This window comes from Ammoniphilus soli (assembly GCF_040813775.1).
Genome location: NZ_JBEGDL010000025.1, coordinates 51705 through 75976, shown reverse-complemented (window position 1 = coordinate 75976; position 24272 = coordinate 51705). Strand labels below are relative to the sequence as shown.

General features: G+C 38.2%; 24 protein-coding genes and 4 pseudogenes. 5 read left to right on the top strand and 23 right to left on the bottom strand.

Features of this window, described 5'->3' with window-relative positions; genetic code table 11:
- Positions 1-81: 81 nt before the first annotated feature.
- A complete protein-coding gene (locus ABLT31_RS28980) occupies positions 82-471 on the bottom strand; it encodes a hypothetical protein (RefSeq protein WP_367758222.1) in 390 nt (129 codons plus the stop codon).
- A gap of 481 nt (positions 472-952) precedes the next feature.
- On the opposite strand from ABLT31_RS28980, the gene ABLT31_RS28975 reads away from it, so the two are divergent.
- Positions 953-1471, top strand: a complete 519-nt coding sequence (locus ABLT31_RS28975) for a C40 family peptidase (RefSeq protein WP_367758220.1) — start codon at positions 953-955, stop codon at positions 1469-1471.
- Positions 1472-1929: 458 nt separating this feature from the next.
- Here ABLT31_RS28975 and ABLT31_RS28970 read toward each other — a convergent pair whose 3' ends face one another.
- From ABLT31_RS28970 to ABLT31_RS28950, 5 genes and pseudogenes are all read right to left on the bottom strand, one after another.
- Complete coding sequence (locus tag ABLT31_RS28970; protein WP_367758218.1) at positions 1930-2457, bottom strand: hypothetical protein; 528 nt, start codon at positions 2455-2457, stop codon at positions 1930-1932.
- Between the two features lie 34 nt (positions 2458-2491).
- Positions 2492-2731 carry an Imm26 family immunity protein gene (locus ABLT31_RS28965; protein ID WP_367758216.1) on the bottom strand — a complete coding sequence of 80 codons (240 nt, stop codon included), beginning with the start codon at positions 2729-2731 and terminating at the stop codon, positions 2492-2494.
- 490 nt (positions 2732-3221) lie between these two features.
- Complete coding sequence (locus ABLT31_RS28960; RefSeq protein ID WP_367758215.1) at positions 3222-3389, bottom strand: hypothetical protein; 168 nt, start codon at positions 3387-3389, stop codon at positions 3222-3224.
- Between the two features lie 109 nt (positions 3390-3498).
- A pseudogene (locus ABLT31_RS28955) lies at positions 3499-3916 on the bottom strand (universal stress protein).
- Positions 3917-3936: 20 nt separating this feature from the next.
- Entirely contained in the window at positions 3937-5379 is a 1443-nt protein-coding gene (locus ABLT31_RS28950) for a SulP family inorganic anion transporter (protein WP_367758214.1), read from the bottom strand.
- A 373-nt stretch (positions 5380-5752) separates the two neighbouring features.
- Between ABLT31_RS28950 and ABLT31_RS28945 the strand changes: the two genes are divergently transcribed.
- Complete coding sequence (locus ABLT31_RS28945; RefSeq protein WP_367758213.1) at positions 5753-5887, top strand: hypothetical protein; 135 nt, start codon at positions 5753-5755, stop codon at positions 5885-5887.
- A 148-nt stretch (positions 5888-6035) separates the two neighbouring features.
- On the opposite strand, the gene ABLT31_RS28940 is transcribed toward ABLT31_RS28945, so the two are convergent.
- A complete protein-coding gene (locus ABLT31_RS28940; RefSeq protein WP_367758212.1) occupies positions 6036-6590 on the bottom strand; it encodes a hypothetical protein in 555 nt (184 codons plus the stop codon).
- A gap of 354 nt (positions 6591-6944) precedes the next feature.
- Between ABLT31_RS28940 and ABLT31_RS28935 the strand changes: the two genes are divergently transcribed.
- Positions 6945-7112 (top strand): hypothetical protein, encoded by a 168-nt coding sequence (locus ABLT31_RS28935; protein ID WP_367758211.1) that lies wholly within the window; start codon positions 6945-6947, stop codon positions 7110-7112.
- A gap of 436 nt (positions 7113-7548) precedes the next feature.
- On the opposite strand, the gene ABLT31_RS28930 is transcribed toward ABLT31_RS28935, so the two are convergent.
- From ABLT31_RS28930 to ABLT31_RS28920, 3 genes and pseudogenes are all read right to left on the bottom strand, one after another.
- Positions 7549-8256 (bottom strand): Na-translocating system protein MpsC family protein, encoded by a 708-nt coding sequence (locus tag ABLT31_RS28930; protein ID WP_367758210.1) that lies wholly within the window; start codon positions 8254-8256, stop codon positions 7549-7551.
- A gap of 614 nt (positions 8257-8870) precedes the next feature.
- A protein-coding gene (locus ABLT31_RS28925; RefSeq protein ID WP_367758209.1) for an IS3 family transposase occupies positions 8871-10036 on the bottom strand; the annotation gives its coding sequence in 2 pieces (ribosomal slippage) (positions 8871-9778 and positions 9778-10036; 1167 coding nt in all).
- 165 nt (positions 10037-10201) lie between these two features.
- A pseudogene (locus ABLT31_RS28920) lies at positions 10202-11082 on the bottom strand (DMT family transporter).
- A gap of 576 nt (positions 11083-11658) precedes the next feature.
- Between ABLT31_RS28920 and ABLT31_RS28915 the strand changes: the two are divergent.
- A complete protein-coding gene (locus tag ABLT31_RS28915) occupies positions 11659-12663 on the top strand; it encodes a DUF3231 family protein (protein WP_367758208.1) in 1005 nt (334 codons plus the stop codon).
- A 218-nt stretch (positions 12664-12881) separates the two neighbouring features.
- Here the strand turns inward: ABLT31_RS28915 and ABLT31_RS28910 are convergent.
- The 6 genes and pseudogenes from ABLT31_RS28910 to ABLT31_RS28885 all read right to left on the bottom strand — a co-directional run.
- Positions 12882-13508: pseudogene (locus ABLT31_RS28910) on the bottom strand (GyrI-like domain-containing protein); the annotation flags it as partial.
- Positions 13509-13580: 72 nt separating this feature from the next.
- Positions 13581-14006: a DUF6157 family protein gene (locus ABLT31_RS28905; RefSeq protein WP_367758207.1), complete on the bottom strand. Its 426-nt coding sequence runs from the start codon at positions 14004-14006 to the stop codon at positions 13581-13583.
- A 185-nt stretch (positions 14007-14191) separates the two neighbouring features.
- Positions 14192-14533 carry a hypothetical protein gene (locus tag ABLT31_RS28900; RefSeq protein ID WP_367758206.1) on the bottom strand — a complete coding sequence of 114 codons (342 nt, stop codon included), beginning with the start codon at positions 14531-14533 and terminating at the stop codon, positions 14192-14194.
- Positions 14534-14853: 320 nt separating this feature from the next.
- Positions 14854-15969, bottom strand: a complete 1116-nt coding sequence (locus tag ABLT31_RS28895) for a GerAB/ArcD/ProY family transporter (protein ID WP_367758205.1) — start codon at positions 15967-15969, stop codon at positions 14854-14856.
- Positions 15970-16323: 354 nt separating this feature from the next.
- Positions 16324-16854 carry a hypothetical protein gene (locus ABLT31_RS28890; protein ID WP_367758204.1) on the bottom strand — a complete coding sequence of 177 codons (531 nt, stop codon included), beginning with the start codon at positions 16852-16854 and terminating at the stop codon, positions 16324-16326.
- A gap of 124 nt (positions 16855-16978) precedes the next feature.
- Positions 16979-17389: a group II intron maturase-specific domain-containing protein gene (locus ABLT31_RS28885; RefSeq protein WP_367758203.1), complete on the bottom strand. Its 411-nt coding sequence runs from the start codon at positions 17387-17389 to the stop codon at positions 16979-16981.
- 87 nt (positions 17390-17476) lie between these two features.
- Between ABLT31_RS28885 and ABLT31_RS28880 the strand changes: the two genes are divergently transcribed.
- Complete coding sequence (locus tag ABLT31_RS28880) at positions 17477-18001, top strand: CBO0543 family protein (RefSeq protein ID WP_367758202.1); 525 nt, start codon at positions 17477-17479, stop codon at positions 17999-18001.
- Positions 18002-18278: 277 nt separating this feature from the next.
- On the opposite strand, the pseudogene ABLT31_RS28875 reads toward ABLT31_RS28880, so the two are convergent.
- The 7 genes and pseudogenes from ABLT31_RS28875 to ABLT31_RS28845 all read right to left on the bottom strand — a co-directional run.
- A pseudogene (locus tag ABLT31_RS28875) lies at positions 18279-18510 on the bottom strand (EamA family transporter); the annotation flags it as partial.
- 419 nt (positions 18511-18929) lie between these two features.
- Complete coding sequence (locus ABLT31_RS28870; RefSeq protein ID WP_367758201.1) at positions 18930-19319, bottom strand: DoxX family protein; 390 nt, start codon at positions 19317-19319, stop codon at positions 18930-18932.
- Positions 19300-19749 carry a MarR family winged helix-turn-helix transcriptional regulator gene (locus ABLT31_RS28865; protein ID WP_367758200.1) on the bottom strand — a complete coding sequence of 150 codons (450 nt, stop codon included), beginning with the start codon at positions 19747-19749 and terminating at the stop codon, positions 19300-19302. Before ABLT31_RS28865 ends, ABLT31_RS28870 begins: the two co-directional genes overlap by 20 nt.
- Before the next feature lie 40 nt (positions 19750-19789).
- Positions 19790-20551 carry a pirin family protein gene (locus ABLT31_RS28860; protein WP_367758199.1) on the bottom strand — a complete coding sequence of 254 codons (762 nt, stop codon included), beginning with the start codon at positions 20549-20551 and terminating at the stop codon, positions 19790-19792.
- A 257-nt stretch (positions 20552-20808) separates the two neighbouring features.
- Positions 20809-21276 (bottom strand): DMT family transporter, encoded by a 468-nt coding sequence (locus ABLT31_RS28855; protein ID WP_367758198.1) that lies wholly within the window; start codon positions 21274-21276, stop codon positions 20809-20811.
- A 207-nt stretch (positions 21277-21483) separates the two neighbouring features.
- Positions 21484-22308, bottom strand: coding sequence for a rhamnogalacturonan acetylesterase (locus ABLT31_RS28850; protein WP_367758197.1), 825 nt, complete (start codon positions 22306-22308; stop codon positions 21484-21486).
- Between the two features lie 18 nt (positions 22309-22326).
- A complete protein-coding gene (locus tag ABLT31_RS28845) occupies positions 22327-24186 on the bottom strand; it encodes a pectinesterase family protein (protein ID WP_367758196.1) in 1860 nt (619 codons plus the stop codon).
- Positions 24187-24272: the final 86 nt, after the last annotated feature.

Below are 24272 nucleotides of genomic sequence, written 5' to 3'. Positions count from 1 at the left end.
TCTAATTTGGTATTGCCAAAAAACAAACTGCAGTGCGGGTTATTTTCAGGATAGCTTAACAACTAAAATCAATCCTAATCCTTAATCACTATCAATAATTATAGTATCGCAACAGAGTAATGGATTGTATTTCACTTTAAGAAAAACTGTATCTGAAACTTCACCCTTTATAAAATCCGTTTTCAGATACCCCTTTTTTTCACCCTTCTTGTCTTCATAAATAAATGATACCGAAATATCTTTGTATCCTTTTGCAAATAAGTATTCAAATCCATCTTCAATTCCGTAGCTATGAATTTTTGCTTCGTTTGAATTCTTTACTCCATGAAGCCAGTCATTTACCCTTTCCTGATGTTCTTCCTCAATTGAATTCAACTCGTATAAGAAAATAAAAGGTACATCATCATTTGTTCCACACCCAGTAATTAAAACAAAAAAAATTATTGCAAGAAATGGTTTTATCTTATTCATACAGGAAATCGACACATCCTTTAATTTACTTGTTAAATTATACAAGAGTAGCAATTATTACGCTATTCTGCCCGTCCGCAGCAATGCAACAGGGGACGGATACTGATCCCGTTCCCCCGCTATCGATCCCCGTTAATAACGTCGTGCTTTCATTCCTCTGTCATCACTACCGATCTAAAAATAGGGAATATTTTCCTCAGAAATAGGACTCTAATTTATGGATATAGAGATATAGTTATCCAATAGAAATGCAAACAAAACCTATGATATCAATGTTTTGGATCATATGTATTCATTACCTTTTTTACATGGAAGCTTTTGGACTGGATAAAAAGGTTTACGTGCCGTTTTTGCCTGTGTTTTAATAGTTATACATTCGCTACACCTTGTTGCTGTGTTGTTATACGACAGAAGGATAACGTTAGAGACAAACATTTTGGTATTTGCCATCGAAACTATCCCCTAAGGAGGTAACAACATAATGAAAAAAATGATTTCTGTTTTAACACTGGCTTTAGGAATTGGAATTTTTGGTTCTGGTGCTACTTTTGCAGGTGCAGAAACGCTTTCTAACAATAACACAGCAGGTATTACAGCCACTTCTACCAAAGCGCAAAAGATCATCGCATTAGGAAAAAGATACTTAGGTGTCGACTACGATTTTGGTGGGGATAGACCGAAAGAAGGATTTGATTGCCAAGGATTTACGAAGTACGTATTTGGCAAATATGGGGTGAAATTACCTTTTGGAGCAAGAAATCAATCCAAAGTTGGCAAATACGTGAGCCGTAAAAATTTGAAGCCAGGAGATTTAGTATTTTTCTCCACTTCCAAAACAACGAAATATTCATCTAAATCCATCAAGCGAATTGGACACGTTGGAATTTACATTGGTAATGGTAAAGTCTTACACACCTATGGTGACCCAGGTGTAACGATTAATAATTTCAGGTCCGGTTGGTGGGACAAGCATTACGTAACAGCAAGAAGAGTATTATAATGTCGACGAAAAACCCGATAATAAATATCACACCGTCTACAATTACGTACAAAAACTCAGAATCATTTCTGGAGCTTGTGAGTACTGTGCGAATACATTTGGTGTAGAGGATGACATTAAAAGCACTAATGTACCATTGGTTGGGGAGTTTAACGGACATCCTAGCTTTGTGAAATACGTTCAGGATGGTTATACTCCACTTGTTCTATAATCACTAGCCACATTTATAAAAAAGCCACAGATGCTTCTGTGGCTTTTTTTATGCAGTATAGTTGATAAATACTTCCATAAATTCGTCCCTGTGATATATCTTCTGAACTAATACAGGCTATTAAAGCCCTATAGTTCAGTAACAAAAAGAATGACAGCTACTCCTCCATTATTGATTCCCGTTAAATAAACTTGAATAATCTATATATCACTTACAAAGAAGTCAGTTAAGGAAAAACCAAAGCTCTTTAATAAAAATAAGGCACATCAGGGTCTCCCGTGTTAGATGGAGGAGTGAACAGAAGTCCTTCTGTGTAAGGGGATGTAATATTATGTTTCATAAAATTTGCAGCGGTCTGCGCATAGAACATTCTAGCATTGGCTACATCCCTTCTTCTAGTTACAATATCATTGAGTAAGTTTAGTGATAAAAAGTTCATCGGCTCTTTATCGCATTTTGCTGAAACTTCACCTTTTGTCCTGTCTGGATACACACTACCGTCAAACATAGCGATTTCGTCAAATAATCCGACCGGTACCCTGTAGTTAATTACTTGCTCTAAAAAATCAATGTGTGGTGTGGGGAAATTATGGGGCACAGGGTCTCTGTAAACAATAGTTCTTTTCCAAGGTCCATTGTTATACCAAATGAGCCGACTAGCTGTGGCTTCTTGGGGCAATCCATACTTTTGTATCATCTTTTTCGCTCCCTCTAGGGGCTTAGGTTGCCAATGAGATAGCACCTTATCAATATAGTTTTGGTACTCCTGAGTCATCCGTGCTCCTCCTTTAGGCTGTACTTATGATAGCTTACTCCATACGTATCAGCCGTGAAACTTGCCCACGAAAAAAAGCAGTCGCAAAAATCGCTATGATTTTTTCAATGGGAAGAATTTCTTTACTCCTACAATCAAAGAGCGCACAATTTGGAGAAGACCTGTATTCTGCCCATAAAACTTGACCGAAAGAAAAAGTACCATCACTCAATGGAATAGAAAAAACATCACCAACCTTCCATTTTTGTGGTTTAGTGCGCTTATAAATACCCAACTACTTTCGTAGTCGATTTTTACTTTTTTATATACATCTTCATATAGACTTTTTAAAGCCAATCGTAGTTTTTTTACAGCTTCACGATTGCTATCTACACCCAATTCCTCTGTTAAAATCTTGTGCAATTAAAAAAGTAGACCTTACGTGGTCGGGTAAATGAATTTTGAATATCCCGACTACAACAGAAAAATCTTTTAAAATCATCTAGGCAAAATATCCCCCCTTTGCTGAACTATCGATCCCCGTCCCTTCAATAACATGTTTTTTTGGAGAGTTAACAAGAAGGCGAATGAAATAGTCCAAAACCCTATGCATATACAAGTAAATACTATTTATCTTCTAATGTTAATGCTTTCACCCCAATATACCCCTATAGCCAACTTGGAAATGTTAATGTATAATTCACATTTGTTTTTTCTTATTCAAAAGGGAGCCGAAATGGGGTTCTATCCATTTCGACTCCCTATGCTTAATAATAGTATGTTACTCATTGTTGAACAAAAAGGGCAGTAAACAAAGCTATGACGTACTTAATCGGATGGTATTTGAGATGACGATTCTTCTCCAGAATTTCTTTTAATTCCTTTTTGGTTTCTTCTTTGTCGCTCTCCCATGACTCAAGGGCTTTCCTACGGTATTGAGATTCAAAAATCACAATCATCCCACCAATCGGTCACAATAATGAAAACGCTTACCACTATTATACACTTCGTGGAGGGTGATTCCAAATACTTTTAACTGAATATTCTAAAAGTTGTTCGATCTTATTTTACAATTAAAACAGGGCAATTTGCTCTTTTTGCCACTTTATGACTAACACTGCCGATTACAAATTCCTGTAGGGCATTTAACCCCCGGCTACCGATAACGACTATATCAAAACCGTTTTCATTTGCATACTTCACAATCGTCGGTCCGGGTTCGCCTCGAAGAATCTTGATTTCATAATCAATCCCCGCGTTTTTTGCTTTTTCTTCTGCTGCTCTGATTTTTTCTCTCCTCGTATCCGCTACCCCGGCAGTGTTCCAGTTCCTTAAGCTCTGATTTCGCGGTATCCCCATCGACTACAAATACAACTTCAACTTTGGCATCCGGGTTGCATTTCGCAAGCTCAATCGCATTCTCCGCTGCAAGGATCGAGTGTTCTGAACCGTCTGTTGCTAAAAGAATTTTCTTGTACATGGATAAACCCCCATTCTTCGTTAGTGGCTTCCCAATTTATTGGCTAATTTACCGACAAGCTCCGAACTATCTTCATTTAACCCTGTCACATTGACCTTGATCCCATTCTCTTCAAATTTATAAACGATCTTATCTATCGCAGCAACGGCGGAATCATCCCATAAGTGAGACCGGCTTAGATTGATCTCCACTTCATCCACGTTCTCCTTATAGTTAAAAGACGCTAATAAATCGGTGACAGAAGCAAAGAATAGTTCCCCTGTAATACGGTATATTCGTCTATTGTATTCTAAGACGCTGTTAATCTCTACCTTGGATATTTTTGACACAAAGAAGATTGCGCTTAATATGATCCCTGCAAATACACCAATAGCTAAATTATGAGTGAATACAACCGTGATGACAGTGACGATCATCACAACGGCATCGGTTCTAGGGAGAAGGTGCAACGTCTTTATCGAGTTCCAGTCGAAGGTACTGATGGATACCATGATCATGACGCCTGCTAACGCTGCCATCGGTATTTGTATTACGATATCCCCTAAAATGACAATGAGGAACATGAGAAAAACCCCAGCGACGAGGGAAGAAAGGCGTCCTTGACCTCCGGATTTTACGTTGATCACTGATTGCCCAATCATCGCGCATCCTGCCATACCCCCAAAGAACCCCGTAACGATATTGGCAATCCCTTGCCCTCGGCTTTCCCTGTTTTTATCGCTTCCTGTGTCCGTCATGTCATCGACAATCGTTGCCGTAAGTAGGGATTCAAGAAGCCCAACCATGGCTAAGGCTAAAGAATAGGGAAGGATAATCATCAAGGTATCTAAATTAAATGGCACATTCGGAATGAGAAAGGATGGTAAGGATTTGGAAATTTCCCCCATATCTCCAACCGTTCTTACCCCTGTGTTACTAACCATAGCAAAAGCTGTTACCGCGAAAATTGCCACTAAGGTGGAAGGGACTGCTTTGGTTAGATAAGGAAATAAGTAAATGATGGCTAGCGTAACTGCCACCATGACATACATGATCCATGCCTCACCATAAAAGTGCGGGATTTGAGCTAGAAAGATAAGAATTGCTAACGAGTTAACAAAACCCACCATCACAGAGCGAGGGATAAACTTCATGTAGCGTGATAGTCGGAGCACACCAAATAGAATCTGAATCACCCCGGTTAAAATAGTGGCAGCAAATAGGTATTCAACCCCGTGGTCTGCAACAAGGGTAATCATCAGTAACGCCATAGCCCCTGTAGCCGCCGAAATCATCCCCGGACGACCTCCTACGAAAGAAATAATAACTGATATAAGAAACGAGGCATAAAGCCCCACCATAGGATCTACTCCGGCAATAATCGAAAACGCAATAGCTTCTGGGATGAGGGCAAGCGCGACAACGATTCCAGCAAGAATATCTCCTTTTATATTACCGAACCAAGATTCCTTTACTGCATCCATAATCCACACTCCCTTTCAAATTCCTTTTAAGGTTAGTATGTCTAACTACTGAAAGATAAGGGATTGAACATCTTTCCATGTGATTTCGTTCAGTATCAAGAAGAGGAGCAGCTATGACAGCACTCCTCTGCAATCGAAACCCGTTAACACAATAACAAAATTGTAATAGAAGCTTCGGATCTACTCCTTTTAATCTTCTTTTGACCTTTACTGATCTAGCTTAACCAACACACAATTAGACGGTATTGGTTAGTTTACTACGATTCTGTAAAGAGGGTAATCACGCTTTGTCTTTGTAATTTATGAAAATTATTCTAGCGTAGGATGATTGTCGAGGATTTTTGAGACACTAGCCCTAGGAGGTGAAGCAGGAATGACAGGACGCAACAATCATCCGAAGAACGACGGGCCGGCTGCAAGCCCATCCCGCCTAGATCAATTCGGCGAAAAGATGGCCGATAACGAACCTTCGAAGCAAGGCGGCAAGAACGTATCCGGAAAACGGTAAGCCGCCGATCCGATACTAAGGCTCTCTCGGCACGTTGTCCGAGGGAGCGACTTCCCGGTAGTTGAAATTGTAAATAATTAAACGGAGCAAAACAAAAGGGAACGGATAGTGTTGTCCAGCTCTCGAACCCCGTTAGCTGAATAATGTTTTATTTAAAATTCAAGAGGTGTGTAAAATACTTTGATTTTAACAAGTTAGGATTAATGCTGTTAATTTCGCGTATAAACGCTTTGACTTTCTTCCTAATTTCCATCTCAAATTCAGAATGAGGAATAATGACTTGTTTAAATGAACCATACCTAGCACCATAAAAATAGGATTTATCAGTAATAATCAAACTATCCAATGATTCGTATTCATCAAATTCCAATTCAGTTACTTCTAATGAATCTTTTTGAACTTTAATTTCTAACCAAGTAAAAGGATTCTCAATGTATTTCAAAGCAACATAATCATTTGTCTTAATTGTACTTAAAACATCTATTAGAAGTTCAAAGTGTCTAAGTATAAGTTCAGAAAAAACTCTTTTTGCAGACAGGGGTAAATCTTCGGGAGGATAAGGAATAAACTCATATCCACCAAGAACTATAGTTAAAAGACCATAAATCTGTCCATAGTCTGCATCAAAGGTTGATACATTGATATTCCTAAATTCTGCAACATCATCTTCAAATATTTCATACTTTATTTCAAATAGTTGCATTATCAATGTACACCTCCATTAAATAAAATTACTCCTTTATTCAATTATCCTCCCGTTACCGCAGCATCCGCTGATCCCGTTCCCCGCTAACGATCCCCGTTACTTAAATAACCAAATTCCAATTGTATCATTTTAAACTGTATATTTTCTGCATAAAACTACTTCAATTGTTAACGATACCGTGCCACGTATAATTATCACATACAGCGGATTTATACGCGGTATTTTCTATGTCGATAAAGTGATTTTTTTATAAAAAACGGTATATTGTATATTGTGTAAATGGATAGTAATTTGATATGATTTATAATATTTATAATATTTTTATTCCAAATGAAGAAAAAGGAGGGTAGCATGAAAAATAAATTTGAAATAATGCACCAATTGTCTATTCTGGTTGGAAAAATAAACGACATAGGATATAAAGTAAGTAGAGAGAATATTTCGAGTAAAGAAATGGTCAAACAGCTAAAAGAAGTTGAAAAATTATTGCATGAATTAATTGAGAAGTACACTCTATGAAGTAACCGATACATCGTAAAGTGTTTAATAAATAAATCCAAAAGGTCATCCCACGATAATACACGAGATGACCTTTTAATTTAACAATATGAACTATAAATATTCCTAAATGCTTCAAGGAAACTTTTCTCCATGGCATCGATTTGGGATTCCGTTAAGTCGTAGTCTAGAATTATCTGTTGACGAAGTTCTTTACTGATTAAATCGGTAAAATTATTGGAATCCATCCTCATTAAATCAAAAATACGATTAATATGGTATGGTGTAAGGCGATTCACTAATATCCCTCCAAATAGTATTTATGGTAAATAATTTTTAAAAAAACAATATTAAAACAATAGACTACTTTATGTACTCATTATTTTCAAAAAATAAAAAGCCCAAAAAAGAGCACATATTGCTCTTTTTTGGGCTTATGTCTAGTTCCATGCCTAGTTCATTTTCGCCTCATGGTAGCGGGATTTAATACAAAAACAAAATGAATTTTATCTTTGTGAAAGTTGAAACCTATAAAACAATCAATGATTGGGTTTTTAAGTATAGATTCTAAATGACTATTATTATGTAAATATTTCTTTTCTACGTTACTTTTTGCTATTCGAAGTTGTTCAAGGAGGCCTAAACGAATAAATTCTTTTTCAATAGCAACCAGAATTCCTTCTCTGGTGATAATCAAGTATCTTGAATCTAGAAGAAACGAGCTTATTTCATGTGGGGCTTTTTGAACTTTTTTACTTAAGTTAATAATTTCATCATGTAATTGTTGCTTTCCTTGATAATCTAATTCAATGGATTGCAGATTACTGACTGAATTTGAACATTTACAAAATAAACAGCCAGACTGATTTTGTAAACCCCAATCATAATAAAATTCCTCTACCTCTAGTCCGGTTACCATATTGATATATGCTTTAATCTCAGGATACACAGTTTGAATTAAAGTATCACGGGTTTTTATAACAATATCCTCTTTACCCGTATCCATTAAGATTCGTTCCATAGGAGACATAAAATTTTTTAAATAAACAACGAGATAATGATCTGCAATGCTTACGTATATAAACTCTGGCCCTCTACCAAAGTTATCACGTAATAACTTCCCGATTAACTTTGCAAGCTCCTTTTGTTCTGTTGTCTTATCCATTTAGACCCTTCCTCTATAGACTTAGGCCAATAACCGAAGTCCTATACCATTATATGTTAAAATTTTCCTAAGAACAACTTAAGTTTTAATTTTATGGGCTTTAACGGTTAGCGATTGAATTTCAGGAGTCGGCTCCCGTACCTTGTTTAAATAAGTATTCTCAATTCATAACGAATATATTATAGACACAGACCTCTACCAGTAACCAAAAACCTCGTTTTTGGGGTTTTCTTTGTACCTGAATTCATAATACGAAAAATATATTTTTATTTAAATCCCCAAGTTCATTCTCAAAATCAAATTACCGGAATATCCCTTGTATCTTTTGTGGTGGTTTGTAAAGATGCGTAATAATTACCTCGTATAATTTATACGCGGAATTGTAGTTTAATCAGTTCTATCCTACCCCTTAAATAAAGCTTAACGCCCAAAAATTTCAGAGTATAAATTTATTTATAGGCTTTTTTGGACAGAAATGAGCATCAAAACAATGAATATTCATACGCAATTAAGTGTTAAAATTCATCGATTGTTCTACACCACGTAGAGTAGGGGACTGGTTTCCCAGTCCTCCTGGTATTAGGTCAATAGAATAGATACAGAAAGTAGAGGTTTTAGGCTGCATTTTTAGTAGAGTTATAGTGCATACGTTCGTATTGAACAGGTGAGAAGTACCCTATAGAGGAGTGAATTCTTTTTCGATTGTAAAAAAATTCTATATACTCATAAATTCGCTTCCTTGCCTCCTCGCAAGTCTTAAATTTCTCAAGATAGATGAGCTCTTTTTTGATGATGCTATGAAAAGACTCAATACAGGCGTTGTCGTAGCAGTTACCCTTACGGCTCATACTTCCTTCCATCTTGTACTCTTTAAGACGGTCCTGGTAATCTTTCGATGCATATTGACTGCCTCGATCGGAATGGTGAAGGACTTTTTCTTTTGGCTGTTTTCGCGTATAAGCACGATCTAATGCTTTAAGAACCAATTCTTTAGTCATCTGCTTGTCAGCATACCAGCCTACAATCTCTCGCTGGTAAAGATCCATGATACTCGCTAGATAAAGCCATCCTTCATCTGTTGGAACGTAAGTGATGTCGGCCATCCAGACCTGATTGGGGGCCTCTGCTGTAAATTGTTGATTGAGCTTATTTTCTTGAACAGGTAAAGAATGATTGGAATTCGTCGTTGCTTTATACTTCTTTACGGTACGGGAACGAAGTCCCAGCTCTCTCATGATTCGATCTACGGTTTTTTGGGAGACCTTTTCCCCCTCAGATTGCAGGACTTTTGTAATTTTAGGGCTGCCATAGAGCTGTCGGGATTCTAAAAAGATCTGCTTGATGCGTATGGACAGGCGCTCTTTTCGTTTTTTACGCTCACTAAGAGGACGATCAAGCCAGGCATAATAACCGCTTCTCGAAACATCAAACACCTCACACATCTTCTCGACATGGAACTCGAAGCGGTGTTCATGGATGAAAGAATATTTCACTTCCGGTCTTTTGCGAAGATGTGCATCGCCTTTTTTAGGATGGCGTTCTCCTCCTGCAGATCACGAATTTGTTTTTGTAATTCCCGAATGTCCCGATCATCTAAAGGCTGGGTTCCATCTCCTAAAGCAACTGGATTGGTTTTAGGTTTATATTTCTTCATCCAACCATGAAGGGTATTTGCAGAAATATCTAATTCTCGGGCTACCTGGGCTACGGATTTCCTCTGCTCAAGGATGTATTCGACGGTCTGGCGTTTGTAGTCTTCGTCGTGCTTTTGCTTTCTCATGTTAGACACCTCGATTTTAGAATCAATTTAATTATAATGGATGGAATAGATGAGGCAAAGCCGCGGCCGCCTACGGCTTCTCCTAGCTCACCTTCCCTTCGGTCAGGTTCACTACGGAGCTACGTCCTCTTCCACTACTACAGGAACCCTATTCCTATCCGATCTCTAAAATCTGTGTCTATTATTTAGACTACCATCATTATTTTCACTAACAAATGTTGAGCCTAAAAGCAATGCACCACCAAGCATTTGAACAAATGTCATTTGTTCTTGCAGGATAAATGCAGAAATAAGTATAGCTACAAATGGATCTACATAACTTAGCATAGCAATACTCTGTCCTTTTAATTTTTGCATACCTGAGAAAAATAACCAAAATCCAATACCTGTGTTTACAATCCCTAAGATTATTATAAAAGGAATGGATGATCTAGATACTTCAAAGATACCGAATCCTTCTGTAAAAAACACATATGGCGAAAGAAGTAATGTTGTTGTTCCAAGTTGTGTGATTGTAATCTCTAACCTGCCCATGTGGTGAATAAATTTATTTAGTAACATTAATGCAGCATAAAATGCAGCTGCAACTAACCCAAAAAAGATCCCAAGTAGATCTTCTTTTCCAGATGTACTTATGCCATTTTCAACAATCAATAACATACCTATTATCGCTACACCAATACAAACAATTTTTTTAATAGATAATTGTTCCCTAAGGACAAATGGTGAGAGAATCATGACAAACACAGGTGCAAAGTAATACGCTAGTGTTGCGTTAGTGACTGTTGTATGATCGTACGATTGATAAAGAAAGATCCAATTTCCACCCAAGGCAATACTAGAAAGAAATAAGATGGAAGCATTAGCTTTTACTAATTTCCATGGAATGGTTTTCTTCATCATAAAAAACACGAACATTAAAAATAGACATCCAATTAAACTGCTTAGTAAAGCTATTTCACTCGAAGTTAAATCAATGTATCTAACAACTAAACCATTGTACCGAAAATGATCATTGATAATATAAACTGAATTTCAGATTTCATCGTTTACTCCTTCGAATCTGCGAAACAGCTTATATTTCGCAGATTCTTAATCTGTTTTTAATATAAGCTTGTTCAGTGCTGACCCAACAGCTGGAGTAAACGGTGGTGGCGGTGATGTTGAAAATGGCTTCAAATTGTATAGATTTATATTTGATAATGGCATAATAATCCCCCTATTTCTATTAGCGTATTGCTGATTATACTAAATAATATCTTATTTAACAAACCTCCCCCTTTAGCTGAACAACGAAAAAAGGAGCCACAATGAAATCGGCTCCTCAACTATTGATCCCCGTTAGCAGAAAAAATCTTCCTGCAACAGCCCTACGGGTTACTCCGCAGGGCTAATAAATTTAATCAAAGTTTTCTTTTATCAGGTTTTATTTTGGTTATTAACATCTGAAATATAATGAATAAAAATCCGGGTCTGAAGAAAACTATTCATGTCAAACGAATATTGTGTTTGGTTTCCATGAATGCTCGCCAAGTCCAAGTGGTGAGCATTTTTATTTTACATATTATGTAAGTCGTTTGGGATACTTAAATTACTTGGACTTTTTATCTGGAGGGAATAACGTGGAAACACAGCATAGTATCAGATTGACTTCCACAGAAATAGCCAACCTTTGGACTAATTACATGAATGACACTATGGCAATTTGTGTCATTAAATATGTGCTTGAGAAGGTTGAAGATAGTGAAATTAAGCCTGTTTTTGAATATGCCTTAGAGTTGTCCCAAAGTCATGTTAAAACACTTACAGGAATCTTCAATGAAGAACACTTTCCCATTCCTTATGGTTTCACCGACGAAGATGTAGACCTATCTGCCCCAAGATTATTTTCAGATACATATTGGTTGTTCTATATGCTTGAAATGACTATTCATGGCTTAGCTGGCTACTCAGTATCTTTGACGACCTCATCTCGTTCAGACATTCGCGACTTTTATACTCAATGCAATGCCCAATCAACGGAACTCTACAATAAAACAATGAGTGTTTTGTTGTCTAAAGGTATATATTCAAGACCACCATATATTTCGACACCAAAAAAAGCTGATTTTGTTCACAAACAAAGTTTTTTAAGTGGTTGGTTTCAAGGGCGCAGACCTTTGAATGCTATCGAAATCAGTAACATTTTCTTCAATCTTAAAAAGGACATTGCGAGTAGAGCTTTGCAAATTGGATTTAGCCAAGTAGCCAAATCTAAAGAAGTTCGTAAGTATATGGTAAGAGGGCAAGAAATGACTTACAAACATATAAATGTTTTCAGTTCAATACTACATGAAAGTGATTTGCCATCACCTAAGCACTGGGATTCAGAAGTCACAAATTCGACTGTCCCTCCATTTTCAGATAAGTTAATGATGTTTCATTCGATAGTATTGGTTAATGCAGCAATAGGTTTCTATGGTGCAGGAATGGCGGTATGTATGAGAAGGGATTTGATAACACAATATCAACGAGTGATTACAGAAACTCAACAATACGCAGAAGATGGGGCAAATATCATGATTAGTCATGGGTGGATGGAACAAACTCCTCAAGCTGACGATAGAGTTGAACTAGCAAAGGATTAAAATGTATACGGGGCATCTTTCCCACTATTGGAGAAGATGCTTTTTTAATCTATCCTGCACGTTACCGCAGCAACGGAAAAGGGATGCCGAAGCGTCCTTATATCACGCTATCATCCCCGAGGGAGCGGAATATCTTATGATACCAAGAGGCTTTTTTATGTTCAAAGTTCTTCATTACAGGAATGTTTCGTTCAACAATAACTAACTTGAAGTATTGATTATTTCTTCAGGACCGGTATCCATATTTCGCTTCTAAAATTTGGTGCAGTCACATCTTTATGCTCGTTCCACAAGATTTCTGGTCCTTCAGTTTGTTCATAGTTTGAGGACGGAAACCATTCAGAATAGATGCGACCCCAGATATTTTGAAGTGTATCAGGAAATGGTCCGACTGCTTCGAAGACTGCCCATGTTGATTTGGGTACTTCAAGTTGTATCAAATTGTCTGGACATTCCTCAGTAGTTGCCACTCCAATATAATGATCAAGCTCCCCTTTTTCCTCCATTCTACATTCAGAAAAATTCGTAGATGCACTAAGCAACCCTAATGGTTCAACATTCGAAAGCTTCTTAAGGTTATTGATCATATCAAAATCTAAGCTATTCCACATTGAAGCAATTTCCGGGTTAACCCCATTGAAAATAATAGGTACTCTTTTCTTGATTCCTACAATACGAAATGCCTCTTTTTCTTTAATGCGATAGTTCATTTCATTTCCCCCTTTAATAGATAATTGAAAGCTCATTCGTGGATAGATTTTTAAGGTTTGACCTTTATATCTGGCTTCCGAAGGAGTTACACCGTGCATACTTCGGAAAGCTCTTGAAAATGAGTCTGGCGAGTTGGGCCGATCTCAAATGATTCTACTTATAACACAAAAAGGAATGCCGACAAGCACTCCTTAAACTTTTAACGATCACGCTCGTCTGTTGCGCATCGCGAAAACGAGTTTAAGCCCACTTTCGCCGCTTAGTACGAATCGGCGGTATTCCTCCGTCTCCATACCATAGAGCGCTAGCTTACCTTCTGGATCGTAGTGCACGCCCCAACCGTATTTTTTCGTCAGCATCGATGCACGCATGCACGGATGACTTTTCTGAAACAGTTTTGCCCTTATTCCGGACGCATTCTCCTCTATCTGCTCGGCTGGAATCTCTTTATGCCGGATGTGCACCTCGTAAATGAGGTCTTCATGAGTAAAACGGTAAGGATTATGTGAAAGCAGCTCATATTGGAGAACGTGTACGGTCGGCTTTGCGTCCTTTTTATGAGTCGGTACCACACTGCTTGTTACCGGACAATCCGGCGCCACCTGTACGAATGTATTGAGGATAGTAGTCACTTCAGAATCACCCACTTTTTATAAATGGTTCGTTTTATTCAGAATAACGAATATTATGATGTTCATCAACTCATTACGTTGTTGCACTATTCTCCCGTTACTGTAGCAACGAAAAAGGATGCCGGAGTTTCCGTGCATCGTGCTATCGATCTCCGTTTAGCTAAACAAAGTCATTTCATTTTGTGTCAATTCAAATCATTTTTAACCTTTGAGTTGTAATTTGAGAGAAGAAGCGAAAGACCAATTAATAAACAAGCAACGCTGATCGCCCATAAAATACCCGATGATCCAATACTTAATGATGCAATTTCCGAACCCATAGGATTGTTATGTTCATTAGTGTTGATTGCCTCCAAGAGCTTGTAACCCGCAAAAACAAAGAAAAAAATATGTGCAATAAACCAGCGGAATGCTTCTTTGTTGAATTTGAATTCAAACCAAAGAATAATTAGAGTAATAAGTTCTATTCCCATCACTATTGCAAATCCCCAATTCAACATTCCGTACACTTCAGATTCTAAATACATTTTCACACCTCCAATAGTTTAGACGTTTTATTCATTGTGATCGTTTCGAGTTTTCCCTCCGTGTAACACAATCCCGCCCGTTTTTCGCACCAAAAAACAGGTGATGGATGCCTATCCCGTTCTCAATAAAAGCCACCGCAATTGTAAGGTAGTGGCTTGATGAACTTCTCCTCAACATTGTTTTACATTTTTGAGGCATTGGCAAAGGTCAACTTTGTTTTTAAAGTTTTTTGTATCAAGTTGAAAAAAACTTACTCCCTTAGCGGAAAAACAAAGCAAGAATACTTAGAATCATCCTTATATCATGTTATCGATTCCCGTTAGCCAATCCCTATATCACGCTTTTTTCTAAGTTTGGATAATCCTAACAACAGCAGAGGAAAAGCAAGACCAAATATGATTATGTAAGGTGTCCACACTTTTGGGATAACTGTCATGTTAAATACGATATTTGGTGAGATATGGAGAGAGTATATAACCAGAATTATTCCTAAAGGAAAAGTTAGCGGTTTAAAACCTTTTAGATTTAATAATTGTGCAGTACCTAAAGCGACTGAATAAAAACATATCGTAAGTTTAAAAAAAATCGTAATAAACCACATTCCAGCTACAATCGCTTCGATGCGTTGCAAAAAATCGGCTATATTGATTTTTTTTGCTAATTCATATGTGGGGTATAGATGTCTTGTTGTCGAATCAGTTCCAAGAACTAAAATAGAAAGTAATGTTAGAACGATTATGATGCTACCTCCTACAAATGTTCCCATCAAAAACGCTTTTTCAGCTTCTTCTTTCCGATTAACATAAGGAAAAATCATCAATAAAATCACCATTTCTAAAAAAGGAAAACCAATAAACGGAATCGCAGCTTTTAAAATTGGTTTTATTCCATTCTCAAAAGTTGGTTGAATATTTTTAAATTGTATTTCAGGAGAAATAAACATTATAAAAAATATAAAAAGTAAAAGGAACCAAGGAAATAGTATTTCTGCCGAACGTGCTATAGTTTCAATTCCAAGCAGTGTCCCCATGACAACAAGACACATAAAAATTATATGAACTACTTCTATTGGTGTTTCTTGAAAGATTTGAGTGGTTAGGAAATCACCAATATTCCTAAGAATCAGTGCTGCAAGGGTAAAAGGGACAGTTAAAAATAAAAGAGATATGAGTTTACCTATCCATTTTCCAAAAACTATCTGGCTATAATCAATTAAAGTCATATCGTGAAACTTTTTTCCTAATGTATTGTATAACCACACCACTAATAAACCTACAATTGTTCCAATAATACCGGATATCCAAGCATCTTGTTTTGCTTCCTTTGTAAGAAGAGAGGGTGCAAGTAAAATAGAAGTACCTATAATAAACATTGTTACTAATAACAAAAATTGGAATGAAGAAATCTTCTCGTTATCAAGCACTTTAACCAACACCCCATTAATCCTTTAGATGTATTATTTTCCAACAAAGCCCTAAGTAAACAAAGGATTAGTTTAATGGTTATTGAACATTCCTTCTCGATAGCGAGACAAACAAAAGATTCTTTATCCCCTTATTTAGTATTACTGCCCGTTTAGCTGAACAAAAAAGGACTGTGGAAACAGCCCTCAAAGTGGAACTATAGATCTCCGTTAGTTTGCATTGTCTTACTCTGTTCATAACAATTCCATTGCGTAGAGAACTATGAAAAAAATCCCCCCAAATGTTAGGACACCTTCTTTTACCTTGTAAACACTCCTCCACAATCATTTCCTGAAACTCAAATATGGTGACACAAAAAGAAAGGTTTATTCGACTTTCTGTTTGCGTTTTAAAATCGGTAAAGTAATATTAAATTTCTTCTCATCACCCTCGTTTATAGGTTTTTTTAATAATTCTTCTTGCCATAATTGGTATAAGTATATAACAAAAGCTATAGATACCATCAATAAAAACACCTGCAACCTACTGATGGTAATCAACTCATAGATTCCTCTTGATTGTACCCAAGGGTCAATCAAAACCATGTGCAGTCCCTCGATGGTAACATTAGTCAACATGAATAACCAGAAACGTTTAAAAGTGAAGTAAAAAATCCAGATAGTCCCTATGAGAAAGGGACCAAAGACAAACCACACGTTGGTGATCCTATCCCAGTTGAGAATTACAGTATTAATCTTCCACCATTGGTAGGTATACGCGACTTCAAACACGATTGTTACTAACATTGCAGCAAACAAGGCAACAGGCATATATCGCTTAACTACTTGTTTCTTTAAGAAACATACAGACACCCATGCAAGAACAAAAGCCAGTATCAAAATTGTCTCATTAGACACTTAAAGCCAACTCCTCTTTATTTCAACACGAAGATTACTTTCTGTTAATATCCCCCATATCACCAAATGTTACTCAACTAGGTAACCCTGTAGAGTAGGGGATTGGTTTCCTAGTCCTCCCTCATCAAAACGTACGAGCGGTTTTCCCGCATACGGCTTTCCGATGCTCTTCACCTTGTGCAGTATAGCTACCCCAAGCGCTAACTCGTTTCAGTCCCATACGTCCGAATTCCTCTGCTACCTTTCTCGGATGCAAATGGTTTCGCTTGTACTTCTTGTTCCAGTACACTGTCAGTCTCCGAATAATGTGCCAATCCACTTTTGACAGGAATTTGTTTGACATGCCTGGGTCTACGCTGCCGTAGTAATTCTTCCATCCTTGTATGATAGGATTGAGCTTATCTATCATTTGTTTGGGCGACCAATAGAGAAGTGCGCGTGGTGCGGTTACTTCCTTCACCTTGGCTCCGGGATACCCTTCCACCGCTATCGATCCCCGTATAAAAACCCAAATTTCATCATTTAGGATTCGCATCTGGAACGTAAATATTGTACAAATGGATATAACAATTCCTGTAAGGGTAATATATGGAAAACAAAAATAGGAGCAGTAATCAAAGCAATGAATCAAGTAGAAATGTTAAAACTCGAAATACGTTTGTCTGAGGTAACTCTTGATTATTGGCTTCATCATGATTTATTTACTTGGAGATGGTGGATACTTCTTGGATTCAGTATTTTCCCATCAGCTATTTGGTGGAAAATCCTTGATAAAACGAGGAAGCCAGAAATATTGCTGTATGGATTTTGCACTGCTTTTCTTGCTACCTTTTTAGACGTTTTAGGTTGGAATTTAAATTTGTGGTCTTATCCGCACAAATTACTGCCACTTTCTATTCCCTTGATTCCCGCAGATTTAATAATATTACCTATCTTCTATATGCTTGTTTATCAGCGCTTCCTCACATGGAGGTCATTCTTTTGGGCTAATATTGCATTGGCATTTATTTTGGCTTTTATTATGGAACCACTGTTTCTATGGATAGAGATTTCCAAATTTCTTGCTTGGAAACACGTTTTTTCATTTCCTATTTATATAGCCATCTCAATATTAGGAAAGTGGGTCACTATGAAAATCATGAAATGAAAATATCCGAAGACACTGTTGCAACCTTTTTTATCCCATACGCCTCTACAAACAGCACCCTATTCAGTTTTGGGGGTATTTTCAAATACCTTTTATTAAGCTTTTCTGGCCCGTTACCGCAGCAACGAAGTAGGGACGGATGCCGATCCCGTCCCTGTACTATCGAATCCCGTTAGTTGCACAACTAATCGCAATTCCCGCCACATTCATTTACTTCCAATGACTTCGTTTATATAAACAAAACCCCTTCAGCCTATAATTGAAGGGGTTTTGAATACTATTTTTTCTCTTTAATAACCAATAAAACGCCAATGAGAATTAAGATGGAGCCAATCCAAAACGTTACGCCTATGTTCTCTTCTAGAATAAGCTATCCAAGTAATGTACCAACCACGGGTTGAAAGAAGAAAAACAGCCCCCCCGTTTGAGGCGTTCAGCATTTGTAATCCGCGATTCCAAAGTAGAAATCCACCTGCCGTTGAAATAATGCCCAAATACAAACATGTACCAGACTACCCAAACAGGGTAAGAAGGATAATCATAAGGAATCCATTGGAATGTCCACCATGTCAGCAGCGCAAAGGTTACTATAAAACCTAGTAAAAAGCGTTTCGATGAAAACGTACTACCGACCTTCCTTGAATCGGTTTTATCTTTTTTTAATTATACTATCCTCTGGTGAATATAACCTCTCAAACAAGGCTAACCAAATCAAGAAACTGTTACCCTTTTTCGAGAATCCTTATTCAAGTAGAGGGAGTTTTGTGGAATAAAACCATTAAAAAATGCCCGACCAGTAGGTCAGGCATTTTTCTTATTGCATCCCTTTTTTAACTCATTCATCATCGGTAACTACACGTTTATGTGCAACAGCATTCAGGAAGGCTTGAACATCTCCAACGATGTTGTTATTTTGGTCAAAAAACAATTAGATATCTAACTGCTTACCTGTTCGTTTTCCAGTAAAAACAAACAAACTTAAAATAAGAAAGATTACGGCAGGCATAGCTAATCCTATTCCTTGACCAGCCTTTAAATGTGAAAACGCAGCGCCAGCCATGAGTAATACGAGTCCTCCAGAAGCAAGTAACCCCAATAAAAGTCCGATTGCTCCTAATACTTCACAGGCACCTACAAAACGCATCATTCCTAATGAATAACCAAGGCTTTTAAATGTTTGAATTTGCATTGCATTTCCTGTCAACTTCATCATACCAAAAGCGATAAAACCAACCACAAGTAATCCTTGAATAATACGAATAACCCATATCAGTATTTCTCCTCTTATGTTGTATTTGTTATTGTAAATTTTGCGCACCTAATCCAATTCTTTTTAATAAATCAATTAACTGTTCTTTTTCTTCGTTGCTGATAAACGAGAGATTTTTGGAGATTGTTTCAACGTGTTTTGGAAAAATCTCATCAAATAGTGCTTCACCTTTCTCAGTAAGAACTACATTTGATGCTCTTCGGTCCGTTGGACTTGGTTGTCTTTCTACAAAACCCCTTTTTTCCAATTTATCTACAACGTAAGTGATACTTCCACTTGGAATAGAAAGAGTTTCACTAATTTTTTGTACAGGATGTGGTCCTTTGCTATATAGAAGTTCAAGAATCATAAAATGCTCAGGATTAATTTCATAACGGTCAATATCCTTACGAATATTATCTAAAAGAGCTTTGGAAGCTTTCATCCAAACACGAAATAGTCTTAAATCAAGTTGGCTTTGTTTATCTCCTTGATACATAAAATCGACCTTCTTCCAAGGGATGAATTATCTATAAATGTTATCTTGGCTTTCGATACAACGGATAATCAACTTGTGTTGGAATCTCTATTAGCATCATCCGAAGTTCTTCACCTTTAGACTGAATTGTAATGGTTTCAACTTTCTCTGACTGAATAATAACGAAATCTTTATTCTCAAATGAAACTTCCAGTTCCTCAATCTCACCACCGTCACCTCTAATAGCTAAACCGGCTAGTGTCCGATTAGGTGAAAGAGCATACTTATAGATTGCACCATCTGCTATTTGAACATCAAACATTTTGGCATCTGTAACGATATTGATCGGTGAATGTTCACCTAATATCGTCTTAACCATTACACCATTTTCGGAAGTGATTGGAAAATCTTCATGCGCGTATATTGAGTAAGTTGGTGGGCGCTTTATGGCTTCATTTAAATACGGCTCGAACCAAATTTGAAACATTTCTGACGGCTCAAGAAGAGATTCGGCATGGTATACACCTGAGCCAGTTTGCATCACTTGAACACCACCAGTACCTACTTCGCTATTAGTACCAAGAGTATCTTGGTGGTGACCTTTACCCTTAATGTTATAGCTTAATATCTCAAAACCCTGATGAGGGTGAAAGCCAATACCACCTTCTCCTTCGGATTGTGCCCATGCCCAGTAAAATAAAGGACCGAGACGATTAATGAGGGAACCCTCGCCAGAAAAACCAATGGGTTTTTGTTCTTTTATTTTTCCTCCATCAAATTCTCCTTTTGCTTGGTCCTGCGGTTTAATGATTTTAATCTCCATTTGTATCCCTCCTTTGTTTTTATGAAATATTATATATCCTAAGATTACATATCCTAAGATTATATTTCCTGATATTATTTATCCTAACATTAGGATAAATTTATCCTAACATTAGGATAATGTTCATGTCAACAAAAAAACAACATTTATGGTTATTGAGTTGTTGTGTGTTATTTACTATGAGAGGAATGAGGTTCCTGCTCTAACAAAAAAACGCTGCAACCTTTACATTTATGGTTTGCAGCGTTTTAAATTATTTAAATGTGTTGTGCATGAGCTTCTTCACTTGAGCGCTTATTTCCTTTATAGATAAAGTAAAGGGCAATAAACATAAATAGTAATGCAAAAGAACGTTTTAAGTCTAAAGGTATTACTAAACTATTAAACCAACCGAAATTATCAATAAGAATGCCAATGACAAGCTGACCAACAATTCCTGATGTATTGGTTGCAATGACTCCAATTTTTGGGACAGCCGCAATAGTTAGAAGTCCATATAGAGTGCCCAAAAACGCAGCACTTAATTGCCATTTAGGTGCTTCTAGTATTCCTAGCACATTTCCTTGTCCAAAGAAAAGAATTAAAATGGCTAGAAACATCGAGCCGGTTATAAAAGTTAAAAGGGTAGTTTCAATTGTTCCAGCTTTTCGGCTAAATGTACCATTGATTGCCACTGCACCGCCTTGCACGCCGCCAGCTCCATAAACCAATACTTTATCCTTCATAACATAACCGCCATCAACACCACATTTGCCACAACTACACATTTATAATCATACAGAAGGGCTCCTTAAAGTACTTTAAGTTTACCAATTCGTTCGTACCCATATAATATCAATCGCCTTCATCAAAGTGGACGTATAAAAAAGCGAAAGCGACCCCATTCTATAGGGTCGCTTTTACTTGCCTTTTTTAGGTTTACACTTTGATGATTAACGGGATTCTAGCAAATTCTCAGCTAAGTGATTGCGAAGATACAGCTTTGATTCGTCAATCCCTTCGATGACTAAACGGGCAATCTGCTTAGCTCCTTCCTCCTGGAAGTGTGTATTGTCCTGAACTCCGTTGGGATAATTCGGGTTTACACCGGGATCCAGCCACAAAAATACTTTTTTGGTTCCCTCGGGTCCAAGCTCGTTGAACAATGCCTTGCTTTTAGCTGTCAAATCAATGACCGGTACATTTTCCTCCAGACCAAGCTCTTTCATGGCTTCAGGGTACTCGCCGTGTGAATCTCTCGCTAAACCTTCGGCTGTAAAGCGTCTTCGTTCCACTGGCGTGATCAGAACAGGAATGGCACCCTTCTCCCGAGCCCCATCAATATACTGCTTCAGATGACTTTTATACGTGGTATAAGGCTCCGTGTATCGGGTTGGATCCTCTATTTTCTCGTCATTATGCCCGAATTGGATAAAAAGATAATCTCCCTTTTCGATCTGATCAAGAATTGGCGCTAATCGCCCTTCATCAATAAAGCTCTTGGAACTCCTCCCGGATACGGCCTCATTCTTGACAATTATCTTATCGTCAAACATCTCATCGAACACTTGACCCCATCCTGCGCGAGGAGCAAGATGGCTTTCGTAGTTGGAAACGGTTGAATCCCCCGCTAGATAAACAGTTACACTATTTCTTGCGGTTCCGTTACTGCTGTTCGCTTGCACATCCGAAACTAGGGCCCCGCTGCCTCCCAAAATAAAACTCGTAGACAACACCGCTATACACAACTTTTTCCATTTATTCTTCCACGTTTTCATCCTATGTCCCCTTCCTTCCTATTCCTTCGGATTCCATCCCTTTAATACATTCTCAATCGTATACGCTTGGGCTTCCTCGTCCGTCAGCTGCCTTCTGGATTCATTGATGACGGCGCCAGGACCATAGTTTTGGTATTCGTAAAACCTGGCATCGGAAGCGAGGAATCCGGACATGTCTGTCCAACCTTGCGGGTTGATGTGGGCTCCAAGATAACACTTTATAAATACCACACTGGCGATCGCGTCAGGATTCCCGCCCGGATGCCACGGTCTTCCTAAATGGACCGTACCGTCCGGTGCATTACTGAGCAGTCGGCTATTAATAAACAAATATCCATACGGCTCGGTAATTAATGTGCTTGCAGCGGTCACATATCCGTTATTGGTAGAGGAGCCCCTGTCAAGAGAGACGATATCGCAATCCTCAAAAACAGCCCTTGCCCCGCCGAAAATAAAGTCTACATCCCCCTCAATGTAACACTGATAAAAGTACTGGCTTCCTCCGTTGGTGTATAACGTATCTTGATTGCCGATAAACCGGACATTCTTAAAAGTCATGCGATCTCCTCGGGTATAAACGGCAACCGCTTGTTTGTTGTTCACGTTCACACTGCTTTCATCGAAGGAATTTTCAAAGGTAATATTTTCGGCTGTAATGTCATCCGCGTATAAGTAGACGCTTGCGCTTCCACTTGTTCCGTACGTTCCGCCTGTCGGTTTTTCCTTTCCGGAATAGTTATCATAGGTAATAATCGTTCCGTTAGCGCTTTCACCCCGCAGGTCGATAAAGGGCTTGCTTCTGGGGATGGTCACAACTTCCTTATAGACACCGTCATGGATCAAAATTTCAACCCGTTCCGTATTATCCAGAGGAACGGCATCAATTGCCCCTTGAACGGTTGCAAAATCGCCTAGACCATCTTTGGAAACCGTTAATTTATTCGGTATGGCTTTGATTTCTTCGGTTAAATCCTTTAACTTCTTTTGATCCCCTTCCTTCAGCTTGCTGCCTAAGACGTCAGTAGAGTTGGTTTGAGTCACCGCAGCATAGATTTTGTCCTCGTTGATGAATTTTTCTTGATGAAATGGATCAAAAGTTTCAAGCATCAGAACCGTGTTCCCTTGGGGATTCGTTCCTACCGCGGCTCTTTGAACCTTTAGCTGCCCGGTTGCCCTGTGATCTAAAGCAATGTCACGGAAATCGAAGGACTCAAACTTGCTGTCCAAGGTCACGGCAACAAGATTCTTTCCTACTAAATGTACATGTTCGATCTTTACATCTTTGACTGGAAAGTTCCTACTCGTTTCAGAAGCTTGTCCTTCCTTGGCGAGGACACCGAGCGTTTGCAATTTCTTCTTCAGTAATCCATTTATCAAATGATTTAAATCCGTTACCTCTACCTCACTCTCGACAGGAGGCTGGTTCTGTTCGTCACTTGGCTGGCCTACCCCTAGGTAGTCGATGTTGGCCCCGCCCGTCATTCCCGATGCCGTGGCTCGAATCACATTTTGGCCAGCCTGTAAGGCTACTTTTACATACGTTGTTTGCCAGTTCGTCCACTCCACGGTCGATTCCAAAGCCAGTTCTTGTAAGACCGTACCATTAATGGAAATGGTAACAGGCCGATCCTCCACGCCTCCGTTTGCATAACGAAACGCTAACGTGTATTCACCCGCTGTCGGCACCTCAACCGTCCATTCAATAGATCCTCCTGCTGTATTCGGATAGTAGTCAACAAAACCAGTGCCGGAGAATCCGGTATGCTTCGTATCGACAATCGCACCGCTCAAGACCGCTTGCTCCGCTTCATAGATGATGGTGCTTTCTGCACCTGCCGCATGAATTCCCCTATCTGCCGGCCACTGGGACACGGACATTAGGGTAACAAGGGTAAGTGAAGAAATAAACATCCTTTTCCTGACCCTATTCCTTTTCATAATTTTTCACCTCTTTCATTGGGTTT